11 protein-coding genes are annotated in these 14,247 nt (G+C 70.8%); 5 read left to right on the top strand and 6 right to left on the bottom strand.

Annotation, left to right across the window (positions count from 1 at the left end):
• Positions 1-310: 310 nt before the first annotated feature.
• Positions 311-1,714: an NAD(P)H-quinone dehydrogenase gene (locus T398_RS03680; protein WP_496444540.1), complete on the bottom strand. Its 1,404-nt coding sequence runs from the start codon at positions 1,712-1,714 to the stop codon at positions 311-313.
• Between the two features lie 106 nt (positions 1,715-1,820).
• Here T398_RS03680 and T398_RS03675 point away from each other — a divergent pair, with 106 nt between their 5' ends.
• Entirely contained in the window at positions 1,821-2,276 is a 456-nt protein-coding gene (locus T398_RS03675; protein WP_026184962.1) for a gamma-glutamylcyclotransferase, read from the top strand.
• Positions 2,277-2,367: 91 nt separating this feature from the next.
• Here T398_RS03675 and T398_RS03670 read toward each other — a convergent pair whose 3' ends face one another.
• Positions 2,368-3,294: a hypothetical protein gene (locus tag T398_RS03670; protein WP_496444538.1), complete on the bottom strand. Its 927-nt coding sequence runs from the start codon at positions 3,292-3,294 to the stop codon at positions 2,368-2,370.
• 5 nt (positions 3,295-3,299) lie between these two features.
• Complete coding sequence (locus T398_RS03665; RefSeq protein ID WP_496444536.1) at positions 3,300-3,929, bottom strand: MBL fold metallo-hydrolase; 630 nt, start codon at positions 3,927-3,929, stop codon at positions 3,300-3,302.
• A gap of 125 nt (positions 3,930-4,054) precedes the next feature.
• Between T398_RS03665 and T398_RS03660 the strand changes: the two genes are divergently transcribed.
• Positions 4,055-5,062, top strand: a complete 1,008-nt coding sequence (locus tag T398_RS03660) for a DUF4349 domain-containing protein (RefSeq protein WP_496444534.1) — start codon at positions 4,055-4,057, stop codon at positions 5,060-5,062.
• On the opposite strand, the gene T398_RS03655 is transcribed toward T398_RS03660, so the two are convergent.
• Positions 5,019-6,278: an amidohydrolase gene (locus T398_RS03655; RefSeq protein WP_496444532.1), complete on the bottom strand. Its 1,260-nt coding sequence runs from the start codon at positions 6,276-6,278 to the stop codon at positions 5,019-5,021. The genes T398_RS03660 and T398_RS03655 overlap by 44 nt on opposite strands.
• A gap of 587 nt (positions 6,279-6,865) precedes the next feature.
• Positions 6,866-8,449, bottom strand: a complete 1,584-nt coding sequence (locus T398_RS03650) for an acyl-CoA mutase large subunit family protein (protein WP_496444530.1) — start codon at positions 8,447-8,449, stop codon at positions 6,866-6,868.
• A 202-nt stretch (positions 8,450-8,651) separates the two neighbouring features.
• On the opposite strand from T398_RS03650, the gene T398_RS03645 reads away from it, so the two are divergent.
• Both T398_RS03645 and T398_RS03640 read left to right on the top strand, forming a co-directional pair.
• On the top strand, positions 8,652-10,691 hold the full coding sequence (locus T398_RS03645; RefSeq protein ID WP_496444528.1) for a serine/threonine-protein kinase: 2,040 nt from the start codon (positions 8,652-8,654) through the stop codon (positions 10,689-10,691).
• A gap of 47 nt (positions 10,692-10,738) precedes the next feature.
• Positions 10,739-12,430 (top strand): phospho-sugar mutase, encoded by a 1,692-nt coding sequence (locus tag T398_RS03640; RefSeq protein ID WP_496444526.1) that lies wholly within the window; start codon positions 10,739-10,741, stop codon positions 12,428-12,430.
• A 50-nt stretch (positions 12,431-12,480) separates the two neighbouring features.
• On the opposite strand, the gene upp is transcribed toward T398_RS03640, so the two are convergent.
• Positions 12,481-13,113: a uracil phosphoribosyltransferase gene (gene upp, locus T398_RS03635; RefSeq protein ID WP_496444524.1), complete on the bottom strand. Its 633-nt coding sequence runs from the start codon at positions 13,111-13,113 to the stop codon at positions 12,481-12,483.
• 122 nt (positions 13,114-13,235) lie between these two features.
• Between upp and deoC the strand changes: the two genes are divergently transcribed.
• Positions 13,236-14,246, top strand: coding sequence for a deoxyribose-phosphate aldolase (deoC, locus tag T398_RS03630; protein ID WP_496444522.1), 1,011 nt, complete (start codon positions 13,236-13,238; stop codon positions 14,244-14,246).
• Position 14,247 lies beyond the last annotated feature (1 nt).

Here is a 14,247-nt window from a genome sequence, read left to right as displayed (position 1 = left end):
GTTCCCCGGCGTCGTGCTCCTTACCGCAGCCTGCATGGGGCGAGGTTACGGCGAGCAGTGTCGAGCCCGCACCTGAATTTGGCCCACCTCCGGTCGCGCCGACCCGGTGCCGACCTCACCGTCGAGCCCGCGAACGAGCGGAAGGCACCCAACAGCCCTGGCCAACCGAGGTGAGGTAGTCGTATGCGGTACTGGTCGGCCTACCCGGCCACCCACAGCCGCAGACCGGGCACTGGTCGACGCGTGGCCAGTGCTCGACGATGATCCGCCGAGCGGACAGGACGCCGCACGCCCCTGGATGTGGAACTGGCTACTCCGGCTCGTGCAGCATCAACTGCCGGGCGGCCTCGGTGACGGAGCCGGAGAGCGAGGGGTAGATGGTGATGGTCTGCGCCAGCTCGTTGACCGTCAGATGGTTCTCCACCGCCATCGTGATCGGCAGGATCAGCTCGCTGGCCTTCGGGGCGACCACCACGCCACCGATCACCTGGCCGCTGGCGGGCCGGCAGAAGAGTTTGACGAAGCCGTCGGGGACCTCGTCCATCTTCGCCCGGGCGTTGCCGGCGAGCGGCAGCATGACCTGCCGGGCCGGCACCTTCCCCGCGTCCACCTCATCCTGGGAGACGCCGACCGTGGCCAGCTCCGGGTCGGTGAAGACGTTCGCCGCGACCGTACGCAGCCGCAGCGGCCGAACCGCCTCGCCGAGCGCGTGCCACATCGCGATCCGGCCCTGCATCGCGGCCACGCTGGCCAACGGCAGCATCCCGGTGCAGTCACCGGCGGCATAGATGCCGGGCACGTTGGTCCGGGACACCCGGTCGACCGCGACGTACCCGCCCCCGGCCAGCCCGACGCCGTACTCGGCCAGCCCCAGGTCGGTGGTGTTGGGAATGGAGCCCACCGCGATCAGCGCGTGTGAACCGTGCACCCGGCGCCCGTCGGCGAGCTCGACCTCGACGCCGTCGGCGGTCCGGCGGACGGCGTTGGCCCGGGAGTTGTTCAGGATGCTCATCCCCCGGCTGCGGAACACCCGTTCGATCGCCATCGCCGCGTCGGCGTCCTCGTGCGGCATCACCCGGTCCCGGCTGGAGACGAGGGTGACCTCGATCCCCATCGCCAGGTAGGCGCTGGCGAACTCGGCGCCGGTGACGCCAGAGCCGACCACGACCAGGTGCCGGGGCAACTCGGGAAGGTCGTACACCTGCCGCCAGGTGAGGATGCGCTCACCGTCCGGGAGCGCGGTGGGGAGTTGGCGCGGGGTCGCGCCGGTGGCGATCAGGACGGTGGTGGCATCGATCCGGTAGTCCGTGCCGCCGTCCGCCGGTGTGACGATCACCCGGTGGCTGTGACCGAGCGTGTCCTCGCCGAGCCGGGCGCTGCCGGCCACGAACGTCACCCCGGCCTTGACCAACTTGGCGTGAATGTCGGCGGACTGCGCGAGCGCGAGCCGCTTGACCCGTGCGTGCACCGCCGGGGCGTCAACGGTGACCGCCGCCGGCCCGGCCGGGTGGACCCCGAACTCCTCCGTGTCCCGATACCCGGTCACCAGCTGCGAGCTGGCGATGAAGGTCTTCGACGGCACACAGTCGGACAGCACGCAGGCACCGCCGGCACCGTCTGCCTCGACCACGGTGACATCGGCGTCCAGTTGGGCGGCGACCAACGCCGCCTCGTAACCGGCCGGCCCCCCGCCGATGATCACGATCCGGCTCACAGCGCTCACTCCCTGTCCATACTCACAGTGTTTTTCTTCCCCCGAACGCATCCGACACGCACCGTCGTATTCTCCCCCACCCGCCGGCCGGGCTATCGTCATCGTTGTGCGTCATTACGCCGCCTACGGCTCAAACCTCGACCCTGCCCGGATGCGCGCCTACTGTCCGCATTCGCCGATGGTGGGCACCGGCTGGCTCGAAGGCTGGCGGCTCACCTTCGCCGGCGAAGGCGTGATCGGCTGGGAGGGCGCGGTCAGCACCGTGGTCGAGTCCCCCGGGGATCGCGTCTTCGTGGCGCTCTACGACATCCACGCGTACGACGCGGCGCAGCTCGACGAGATCGAGGGCATAACCTCCGGCACCTACCGGAAACTCCACCTGCGGGTGTCGGCCCTGACCGGCGATGTGACGGCGTGGATCTACGTCTTCGACGGTTACGAGGGGGGCCTGCCGACCTCGTGGTACCTCTCCGAAATCGCCAACGCCGCCGAGAAGGCGGGCGCACCGGACGACTACGTCACTGGACTGCGCTCCCGCCCCACCGGCACCGCTTCGGCCTGACGACCGGCAGTCTGTCGGGGGATGTCGCACGACCCACAGTCTGCTATCGCCCACGTTGGGGCAACGAGCCGCCCCCGCCGTGCGTCGTCAATCACACATTCGGGTGTCGACCGGCATCGCGTGGGTCGGCCTCCTCCTCGGCGAACGCCTCGGCCGCGGCCTCCACCTCGCCGGTCCGGCGCCGCGCGACGGTGACCGCCCGTTCGGCTGCCCGCCGCGCCGACTTCGCCCGGCTCAGCTCCGCTTCGGCAGCAGCCCGTTGCCGCTCCAGCTCGGCGATTTCCGTCTCGATCGCAGCGAGGCCGTCCACCCCGCACCGCTCGGCCTCCGCGGCGCCGGCCAACTCCGCCTCAGACCGTTCCTGATCAGTGCGGGCCTTCGCCAACTCCGTCGCCAGCGCCCGACGTCGCCGTTCCCGCTCGGCGCGGGCGGCCCGCTCCGCCTGCCGGGCACGGGGGGCTGACCGGTCGCCACCCGGTGCCCGGGACGGCGGCGCCGGCTCCTCGGTGACCAGCCGCAGCTGCGGTCGCGGCACCTCGCCGAAGCCGGCGTAGCTGGCGGCCCGGAGCAGCCGGCCGGAGCGCACCTGCTCGGCGACCTCGGCGTCGGAGAGCGCGGCGTTGAGGGTCGACTCCACCGCGCCGAGCGGGAGTTTGCCGGGCGGTGGGGCACCGGGCACCGCGGTCGCCAGACTGCGGACCTCCGCGAGCAGCGCGCCGACCACCGCCCGCCGTTGGGTGGAGAGCTCCCGCAGCTGTGCGCCGCGCAGTTCGCGCTGGGCCGACCGGAGTGACTCCGCGAGTTGACCCAGGTCGGCGACGAGCTCCGGTCGCTCCAACGCGAGCAGGTTCACCAGCCACGCCGCGACCGTGGGGCGACGAAGCCGGGCGATCTCCCGCGCGGCAGGTACGTCGCCCGCTCGCCGCGCCTCGGCCACCGCCTCGTCCCGGGCGGCCACAAACCGGTCGGGTGGCGTGCGATAGAGCTGCCGCAGCAGCTCCCGGGACGGACCAGACATGCGGTTCAGGCATCCACCAGGGTGCCCGGTACGAGCCGCTGGTAGTCCACGTCGGAGAGCCGGACGAAGTTGTTGTTCAGCACGTCCAGGCCGCGGTCGTTGAGCAACCCGTCGTGCAGCGCGTACGCCCGGCGGGGCCCGACGGCGCGAAGGAAGTCCAGCGACTCGGCGAACTTCGCCCAGGGCGCGTGGATCGGCAGGAACAGCGTGTCGACCGGCACATCCTGCGGCACGACGAAGGAATCGCCGGGGTGGTAGACCACGTCGTCGATCAGGTACGCCAGGTTCTCCACCACCGGAAGATCGGAGTGGATCACGGCATGTCGACCGCCGTAGGCGCGGACCGGAACGCCGGCGGCGGTGAATTCCGCGCCCGCCTCGACCGGGACGAACGCGGCGGTCAGGTCGTTTAGCACGGCCGCCAGCGACGGCGGCCCGTACACGATGAACGGCCCCCGGTCGCGTTGCTCGGTCAGGGCTGCCACGTCCACGTGGTCCGGGTGCTCGTGGGTGATCAGCACAGCGTCCACGCCGTCCAGCGCGACGCGCTCGCTGTAGACGCCGGGATCAACGACCAGCACCCCGCCTTCGTCCTCCACCCGGATGCAGGAGTGCGTGTACTTGGTCAGCCGCATTCGTGACTCCTCGAGAATCGAAACGTGACCTCCTCAGCGCAGTCTGCCGGAAGGGACACCGCACCACGTCCCGACTGACCGATCGTCCCTGCCGTCCGGGTCACGCCCCGGGCGGGAGCAGATGAATGTTACGGATCGGAGCGGACATGTCTCGATGTGCAGCGCGCCGCCGAGGGGCGGCGCTGGTAGCGATGCTGATGGGGGCCCTGCTCGTCAGTGGCTGCGGTGCGGGCACTGACGAGAACGTCGGTCCGGGCACCGGCGACGACACGGCGGCGACCGAGGCGGGTGCCGGCCAGCCGGACGGGCCAGCTGAGGGGGACGCCCCTTCGGCGGACCTCCGGGTCGACCAGCGTGCCATCGTCTACACCGGTTCGATGCGCGTGCAGGTGCCCGACGTCGAGCAGGCCGCCCGCCAGGCGATCGCCCTGACCACGACGGCCGGCGGTTTCGTCGGTAGTGACCAGCGACGCAGTGCGGCCGGGAACGCCACCGCCGAGCTGACGCTCCGGGTGCCGGCCGCGAACTTCGCCACCGTGGTGGAGCAGGTCGCCAAACTCGGTAAACGGCAGCGACAGGAGATCTCCACCGAGGACGTCACCGAAGCGGTGATCGACTTAGACGCCCGGATCACCACACAACGGGCCCGGGTGGAGAACGCCCGGCGACTGCTCGGCGAGGCGCAGTCGATCAGCGATCTGGTTTCGCTGGAGAACGAGTTGGCGCGCCGCGAGGCCGATCTCGCCTCGCTGGAGGCGAAGCAACGCCGGCTGGCGGACCTGACCGCACTCTCCTCGATCACTGTGTTGCTGGTCGGCCCGGACGCCACCACCGAGGACGACACTTCCGCGTTCGGCTTCGTGGCTGGCCTCAAGGGCGGGTGGAAGGTCTTCCTGATCTCGTGGACCGTCCTGCTGACCGTGCTCGGAGCGGTACTGCCGTGGCTGCTTCTAGTCGGCGTGCCGCTGGGCACGTTGGTGTGGTCGCTGCGCCGCCGCCGCCCGCGGCCGGCCCTGGTCGCTCCCCCCGCGAACAGCACCGGGCGGGGGCCGGGCGACCCCACCGGCGGCGGGGTCGCTCCACCCGCGGTCAGCCCGCCGCCGCAAGCGCCTGGAGCGCGGTCTGCACCATGAGCCGAACGCCGACCGGGATGGCCCGCTCGTCCGGGTCAAACGACGCGCGGTGGAGGTCAACGTTCGGGCCCGAGCGGCCGACACCGAGTCGGGCCAGGGCACCGGGGACGTACTCCAGATACCAGGAGAAGTCCTCACCCCCCATGCTCTGTGGGGTCTCCGCGATGCCGGCCGGCCCGAGCGCGGCGGTGGTCGCGGCGGCGAGGACCTGAATGGCCTGGGAGTCGTTGCTGACCGGTGGTCGGCCACGCTGATAGTCCAGGTCCACGGTGGCGCCGGTGGGGGCGATCACGTCCTGGACCACCTGGGCGACGACCTTGGGGGCCATCGCCCAGGTGTCCCGATCCATCACGCGCAGCGTCCCGGAGGCGCAGGCCTCCGACGGGATGACGTTGTAGCGGGTGCCGGCCGAGGCGTGGCCGAACACCAGCAGTAGTCCGCTGTTGGCCGGCACCCGCCGGGCGACCAGGGCCGGCACCTCGGTGATCAGCCGGCCGAGGGCGTCAACCAGATCGACGGTGAGGTGCGGGCGGGCGGTGTGCCCGCCGGGGCCGGTCAACCGCACGCTGACGTTGTCGGCGGCGGCGGTGATCGGACCGACCCGGAGGCCGACCTCGCCGACCGGGAGGTTCGGGTCGCAGTGCAGCGCGAATATCTGCACCACCTCGTCGAGACCGCCGGCCTCGATCACCTCGAGCGACCCACAGGGCAGGATCTCCTCGGCCGGCTGGAAGATCAGACGCACCCGGCCCGGCAGTTCACCCGCTTCGGCGAGGCGGGCGAGGAGCATTCCCAGGCCGAGCAGGACCGTGGTGTGCACGTCGTGGCCGCAGGCGTGACAGACCCCGTCCACCGTGGAGCGGAAGGGCACGTCCTTGCTGTCGGTCAACGGCAGCGCGTCGATGTCGGCCCGGAACGCGATCACTGGGCCGTCTGGGCGACCGTCGATGTCACAGATAACTCCGTTGCCCTTGGGGAGCAGCCGGGGTCGCAACCCGACCTGGGTCAGCTCCCGGGCGATCAGAGCGGCCGTCTCGAACTCCTCGCCGGAGAGCTCCGGATGCGAGTGGATTCGCCGGCGGGTGGCGATCAGGCCCGACACCCGGAGCGCAAGGAACTGGTCCAGGTCGAGGGGTAGGGGCTGGGAGCCGGCGGGCGCCTCCGTCCAGGACGACGCCAGCTGGCCATTACTTGGCAGCGTCAACGCACTCGTCACGTCGAATTCTCGATCACTAGAAATGGATGAATCTTCCGGAACCGCCGACAGCCTAGACCTCCGACGGTGACGCTGCGCAACCTCGTTCTGGTAGCGGTCGGGCCGCTCTGCGTCACGTACGCCCTGCTCGGGGCGCTCGTTCATCGGCGGGACAGCAGGTAGATCGCGGTTGAACGCTGCCATCTGCCCCACACCTCCTACAACGCGTAACCGATTCACGAGTGCAGAATTTTTACCCACCACTCGAGACCGTCATCCGAATTGTGGCATTAGTCCGTTCTATTAACGGACACTCCGGCAACTAGCAACCACACTCACGAGCGGGCCCGCAGACGGTCACACGTTCACCCGGCAACCGACCACACACGGTGTGCGTCTACTTCACTCGAACGGGTTACCCACGATTGCTGCCCGCTACGCGCCCAGACCGCCACCCAGCCCGCGAACGGGCAGGGGGCGGGGGCAACAACCGCTGGCGGCACCGGCAACGGCAGCACCGCGGGGAGGCCGGGACGCCGGGACGGAGGACGCCGGGACGCCGGGACGGAGGACGCCGGGACGCCGGGACGGAGGACGCCGGGACGGGGTCAGAAACGGTCAGCGGGGCGGTACATCCCCCAGACCTCACGCAGCGTGCCGCAAACCTCGCCAACCGTGGCGCGAGCCCGCAACGCCTCCTTCATCGGGTAGAGCACGTTACCGCTCCCCTCGGCAGCGGCCCGCAGCTGCGCCTGGGCCCGCTCAACCGCACCCGAGTCCCGCTCCGCCCGCAACTTCGCCAGCCGCTCGGCCTGCGCGACCTCGATCGCCGGGTCAACCCGCAGCGGCTCGTACGGCTCCTCCTCGTCCACCGCGAACCGGTTGAGGCCCACCACGACCCGCTCACCGGAGTCGATCTGCTGCGCGATCTGGTACGCCGACTGCTCGATCTCCCGCTTCTGGAACCCGACCTCGATCGCCTCAACCGCCGAACCGTGCTCGAAGACCCGCTGCATCAGCCCCTCCGCCGCGGCCTCGATCTCGGCCGTCATCGCCTCCACCACGTACGAGCCGGCGAACGGGTCAACGGTGTCGGTCAGGTCCGTCTCGTAGGCGAGCACCTGCTGCGTCCGCAGCGCGAGCCGGGCGGCCTTCTCCGTCGGCAACGCGATCGCCTCGTCGAAGCTGTTGGTGTGCAACGACTGCGTTCCGCCGAGTACGGCGCCGAGCCCCTGCACCGCCACCCGGACCAGGTTCACCTCCGGTTGCTGGGCGGTCAGCTGCACGCCGGCGGTCTGGGTGTGGAAGCGGAGCATCATCGACTTCGGATTCTTGGCCCCGAACTCGTCCCGCATCAGCCGGGCCCAGATCCGCCGGGCGGCACGGAACTTCGCCACCTCCTCCAACAGGGTCGTCCGGGCGACGAAGAAGAACGACAGCCGCGGCGCGAAGTCATCCACGGCGAGCCCGGCGGCGATCGCCGCGCGCACGTACTCGACCCCGTTGGCCAGGGTGAAGGCGATCTCCTGAACGGGGGACGCACCCGCCTCGGCCATGTGGTAGCCGGAGATGGAGATGGTGTTCCACTTCGGTACCTCGGCGCGACAGTAGGCGAAGGTGTCCGCTACCAGGCGCAGCGAGGGCTTCGGCGGGAAGATGTACGTCCCGCGGGCGATGTACTCCTTGAGGATGTCGTTCTGGATCGTGCCGTTCAGTGCCGCCCCCGGCACGCCGTTCTCCTCGGCGACCAACTGATAGAGCAGCAGCAGCACCGAGCCCGGCGCGTTGATGGTCATCGACGTGGAGACCTTGTCCAGTGGGATTCCGTCGAAGAGCAGCCGCATGTCCTCGATTGAGTCAATGGCGACACCGACCTTGCCGACCTCACCGTGGGCGATCGACTCGTCCGAGTCGTACCCCATCTGGGTGGGCAGGTCGAAAGCGACGGAGAGCCCCATCGTGCCCGCCCGAAGCAGCTGGTGGTAGCGCGCGTTGGACTCCGCGGCGGTACCGAAGCCGGCATACTGGCGCATCGTCCAGGGGCGCGCCGTGTACATGGTGGGGTAGACCCCGCGGGTGTACGGGTACTCCCCCGGGTTGCCCAGCCGGGAGTCCAGGTCCTCCGGGAGGTCGGCCGTCGTGTAGACGCCCTGAATCGGGAAACCGGACTCGCTTGACCGCCGTTCGCTCATTACCGGATGGTAAGACGACCAGCACCGGCACCGGATGAGGGATTGGGCACACACCCCACCCGGCCACCCCAGCGTGCCCGCCTGGACACGCATCGTCGACTTTGCCAAATGTCCGCCGCGTCGGCTTTCGCAACCGGCATCCGACCAAGCAAGATAGAGGGGTTGTGTCCCAGCCCCCCTCGAAATCCCCGGTGGCTCTTCAGTGACTCAGATCCCGACGTGGAGCGGCGGACCTGTCAGTCCTCCCAGCGACCGCGCAACACCCAACACCATCATTGGCGGGCGCTACTCATTGCGCTCGGCGGTGGGCAATGGCGGCATGGGCACGGTCTGGCGTGCCGCAGACACGCTCCTGCGCCGAGACGTGGCCGTCAAGGAGGTCGTCCTACCCCAAGGGCTGGCCCCCTCCGACCGCGACGCCATGTACGAACGTACTTTGCGCGAGGCCCGCGCCGCGGCGGCGATCCAACACCCCGCTGTCGTCCAGGTGTACGACGTCGTCACCGAGGGTGGCCGGCCGTGGATCGTGATGGAGCTGCTCGACTCCCGCAGCCTCGCGGACATGGTGATCGAAGACGGCCCGTTGGCCCAGCGGGTGGTAGCCAAGATCGGGGTCTCGCTGCTCGGCGCGCTGGAGGTGGCGCACGCGATCGGCGTACTGCATCGTGACGTCAAGCCCGCCAACGTGCTGATCTGTTCGGACGGCCGCTGCGTGCTGACCGACTTCGGGGTGGCCCGGATGCCCACCGACGTGCAGCTCACCACGCCCGGCATGGTGCTCGGCTCCCCACACTTCATCTCCCCCGAACGGGCGATGGGCCAGGATTTCGGGCCGCCCAGCGACCTGTTCTCCCTCGGGGTGACCCTCTACACGGCCGCCGAGGGACGCCCGCCCTTCGACAAGGGCGATCCGATCGAGACGATGCACTCGGTCGTCGAGGACCCGCCGGCCCCGCCCCAGCGCAGTGGCCCGCTGGTGCCCGTACTGATGGGACTGCTGGAGAAGGACCCGGACCGCCGGCTGCCGGTGCACACGGCCCGGGCCATGCTCCGCGAGCTGCTAGCCGGCCCGCTGACCAGCAACGCGGCTGCGGTGCACTCGGTGACCGACCCGTACTCGGTGGTGCCGGTCCAGCAACAGCCAGCCGTGATCCCGCAGCCGGCCCAATCGACCCAACCGACCCAACCCGCCCAGCCGGCGCAGCCGGCGCAACCGGCGCAACCGGCGCAACCGAGTGGCACGATCGGCGGGCGCGCGATGCTCGCGGCCGGTGAGTCGCTCACCGACCGACTCGCCGCGCTGCGCCGGGGCGAGCGTCCCGCAGTGGAGTCCCGGGCCACCCCCGCTGCCCTGGCGGAAACCAGCGCCAACGCGCTCGCCGGTCCGTTGCACACACCGACCGGGGCGATGCCGGCGCCGAGCCGCACCTACGGCGGGGATGTCACCCAGCGCCTCGGCGGCTACCCGGCCCCGGCCGCTCCACCGGCCGGGGCCCAGTGGTCAGTTCCGGGCACCGGTCAGGCGTGGACCAACACATCGCAGCCACCGACACCAGCACCAGCACCAGCACCAGCACCAGCACCGGGCGGCGGCCTCGCCGGTCAGGCCCGGGCCAGCGGCAACCAACTCGTTCACCGGGTGAAGAGCTGGCCGGGCAAGGTCCAACTCGCCGTCGCGGGCGGGCTGGCCGTGGTGCTTCTGGTCGGCATCCTCACCTTCACCGGCGGAGACGATCCGGAGCCACCGGTAGCACCACCGGCGGCCCAGCCGACGTCGGCCGCTCCCACCGTCGAGCTTCCCGAACTCATGGAGTATTCGGCGCGGGGGGTGCGGGTCCTGGTGCCGCAGGGTTGGGAAGAGAAGGTCGGCGGGCTGTACACCGACTACGTTGACCCGGCGGACCAGGGCCGCCGGGTCCGCGTCATCACCGAGAAGTGGAACAACACCTCAGCACGCTGGGCAGAGATCGCCGCGGACGGGCTGCAGACCAACTCCTCCTGCGCGAAGCCGTACCGTCAGATCGCCCTGGACGTCGGGGTCGAGCTGGCCGGCAAGCCGGCGGCCCAGCTTGAATACACCTGTGGTGAGGGCGCGGAGATGCGGCACGGCATCTGGCGTGGCGTCGCCCACGAAGGCCAGTCGTACTCGTTCTACCTGACCGCCAACGACGCCCGGTTCGAGGAGAGTCGACCGATCTTCGACGAAATGGTCAAATCTTTCCAGCTGACCGCGGCCAGCTGAGCCTGGGCGACCCGACGCGGTGATCCGCCGACGTGCTATCAAGAGGCATGTCGGCGGATCACCACCACCTCAATGACCTTCGTGAGCAGGCCCAACGTTGGCTCGACGACGATCCGGACCCGGCCGGCCGCGCCGAGCTGCAGGCGGTACTCGACCGGCTTCCGGCCAGCGCCCCGGAGCTGGCCGACCGCTTCGCCGGCCCGCTGACCTTCGGCACCGCGGGCCTACGCGGCCCGTTGCGCGCCGGCCCGAACGGAATGAATCTCGCGGTGGTCACCCAGGCCGCCGCCGGGCTGGTCGCCTGGCTGACCGCCCAGGGTGGCGCCGGCCCCCTGGTGATCGGGTACGACGCCCGGACCGGCTCCCGCGCCTTCGCGGAACGAACCGCGCAGGTCGCCACCGGCGCGGGCCGCCCGGCGCTGCTGCTTCCCCGCCCACTGCCGACGCCGGTGCTGGCCCATGCGGTGCGCCAGCACGAGGCGGTCGCCGGAGTGATGGTGACCGCCAGTCACAACCCGCCCCAGGACAACGGCTACAAGGTCTACCTGGGCGCCCAGCTCGGTGGTGAACTGGGCGCGGGCGCGCAGATCGTGCCGCCGGCGGACGCCGAAATCGAGTCCGCCATCCGCGCGGTCGGCCCGCTGGCTGCCGTACCGCTGGGCCCACCCGGGGAGCTCCTCGACGACACCCTGGTGGCGTCGTACGTGCAGCAGGCCGTCGCGGTAACCGCACCGGGCGGGCCGCGGGACCTGCAGGTCGCGTACACGCCACTACACGGAGTTGGCGCCGCGGTGCTCACCGCGGCGTTCACCCACGCCGGTTTCCCCACCCCACAGCTCGTACCGGACCAGGCTGAGCCGGATCCGAAGTTCCCCACGGTCGCCTTCCCCAACCCGGAGGAGCCCGGCGCCGTTGACCGGCTCACCGCTTTGGCCGACGCGACCGGCGCGGACCTCGCGATCGCCAACGACCCGGACGCGGACCGGTGCGCGGTGGTGATCCGGGAAACGGCCGAATCCGCGGCGGACCGGGACACTCCGGGTTGGCGGATGCTCCGCGGTGACGAGGTGGGGGCGCTCCTCGCCGACCACCTGATGCGGCGCGGCCGAACCGGCCTCTACGCGACCACCATCGTGTCGTCGGCGCTGCTGCGCGCGATGTGCGCCGCCCGGGACCTGCCGTATGATGAGACCCTGACCGGGTTCAAGTGGATTGTCCGGGCTGGTGGGGGGTCCACCCCGCTGGTCTTCGGCTACGAGGAGGCGCTGGGCTACTGCGTCGCCCCCGACCATGTCCGGGACAAGGACGGCATCACGGCGGCGCTGACCATCGCCGAGCTCGCCGCTGGGCTCAAGGCGCAAGGGCGTGGCCTCGCCGACCGGCTGGACGAGTTGGCGGCCGAGTTCGGCGTGCACCACACCGACCAACTCGCGGTCCGGGTGGACGACCTACAGGTGATCACAGACGCGATGGCCCGGATCCGCGCCGCTACCCCGAGCACGCTACTCGGAGAAGCGCTCATCGAATCCCAGGACCTGCTCCCGGCGGCCGATGTGGTGATCCTGCGCAGCGCCACCGCCCGGGTGGTGATCCGACCTTCCGGCACCGAACCAAAGCTCAAGGCGTACCTGGAGGTGGTGCAGCCGGTCGGGGCGGGTGACATCGCCACGGCCCGACGCCGCGCCGCCGCGGCCGTCGCCGAGTTGCGCACCGAGATCGCTGCCAGCTTGGGGGTGTAGGGCGGAGGCGACGCCAGCCGCCGCCCAACACCGACCGTGGACCGTCGCGGTCAGAAGCGGGGCATGCCGCCAAACTGCCGGTCACCGGCGTCGCCCAGGCCGGGGACGATGAACCGACGTTCGTTCAGGCCCTCGTCGACTGCCGCCGTGACCAGGCGCAGGGGCAGGCCGGAGCGGTCCAGCCGGTCAATTCCGACCGGCGCGGCGAGCACGCAGAGCACCGTGATGTCGGTGCACCCCCGATCGGCGAGAAGCCGGCAGCAGTGCTCCAACGAGCCCCCGGTGGCGAGCATCGGGTCCAGCACCAGCACCGGCAGTCCGGTGAGGTCGGGCGGGAGCGACTCCATGTACGCCCGGGGCTCGAAGGTCTCCTCGTCCCGGGCCAGACCGACGAAGCCCATCGAAGACTCCGGCAACAGGCCCAGCGCGGCGTCGGCCATGCCGAGGCCGGCCCGCAGCACCGGCACCAGCAGCGGCGGATTGGCGAGTCGGGTGCCCTGCGTGCCGGTCACCGGGGTTTGCACCGGGTAGCGCTCGACGGGGAAGGAGCGAGCCGCCTCGTACACCAGCATGGTGGTGAGTTCGTGCAGCGCGGCGCGGAACGAGGCCGAGTCGGTCCGGGCGTCGCGCATCGCGGTCAGCCGCGCCTGGGCGAGCGGGTGGTCAATGACGTGTACTTCCACGGTCGCTCAACCTACCCGCCCACGGCCCTGGGCACCCTCGGTGTGGCCGGACCGGCGGTGCTGGCGGGCGCCACCACCATGGCCAAGATCACAGTCTGGCACTCCGGCGTAGACTCCGGTTCATGACGGCGACAGCGATGTCGGCCCGGTCGGACCTAACCGAGCTGGGACGATCCGAGACCACGCTCCGGGCGTTCCTCCACGGCCTGCCCGGCGTGGACCAGGTCGGTGCCGAGCAGCGGGCGGCGCAGCTCGGCACCCGTTCGATCAAGGCCACGGCGAAAGCCTGGGCGATCGACCTAGCCATCCGGATGGTCGACCTCACCACCCTGGAGGGGGCCGACACCCCCGGCAAGGTACGGGCCCTCGCCGCCAAGGCCCTGCGCCCCGACCCCGCCGACCCGTCCTGCCCGCACGTCGGCGCCGTCTGCGTCTACCCGTCGATGGTCCCGTACGTGGCCGAGGTGCTGCGTGGGCCCGCCGGCGGGGCCGGACCGGCCGGCGCCGAAGCAGCACCAGCCGGAGCCGGCGCGGTCCATCTGGCCAGCGTGGCGACCGCCTTCCCCGCCGGCCAGGCGCCGCTGGAGGTCAAGCTCGCCGACACCCGGGCAGCGGTCGCCGCCGGCGCCGACGAGATCGACATGGTGATCAACCGGAGCGCCTTCCTGACCGGCCGGTACCAGCAGGTCTACGACGAGATCGTGGCCACCCGGGAGGCCTGCGGCCCGGCCCACCTCAAGGTGATCCTGGAAACCGGGGAGCTCTCCACCTACGACAACGTCCGGCGCGCATCCTGGCTCGCCATGCTGGCCGGCGCGGACTTCATCAAGACCTCCACCGGGAAGGTCCCGGCGGCGGCCACCCCGCCGGTGACGCTGGTGATGCTGGAAGCGGTCCGGGACTTCCGTGCCGCGACCGGACGGCAGGTCGGCGTGAAGCCGGCCGGCGGCATCAAGACCACCAAAGACGCCACCAAGTACCTCGTGCTGGTCAACGAGACGGTCGGCCCGGACTGGCTGGACCCGGACTGGTTCCGGTTCGGCGCCTCCAGCCTCCTCAACGACCTGCTGATGCAGCGCACCAAGCTGACGACCGGCGACTACGCCGGTCCCGACTACTTCACCCAGGACTGAG

The organism is Salinispora goodfellowii, from assembly GCF_059570675.1.
This window is presented reverse-complemented; position numbering and strand designations above follow the sequence as displayed.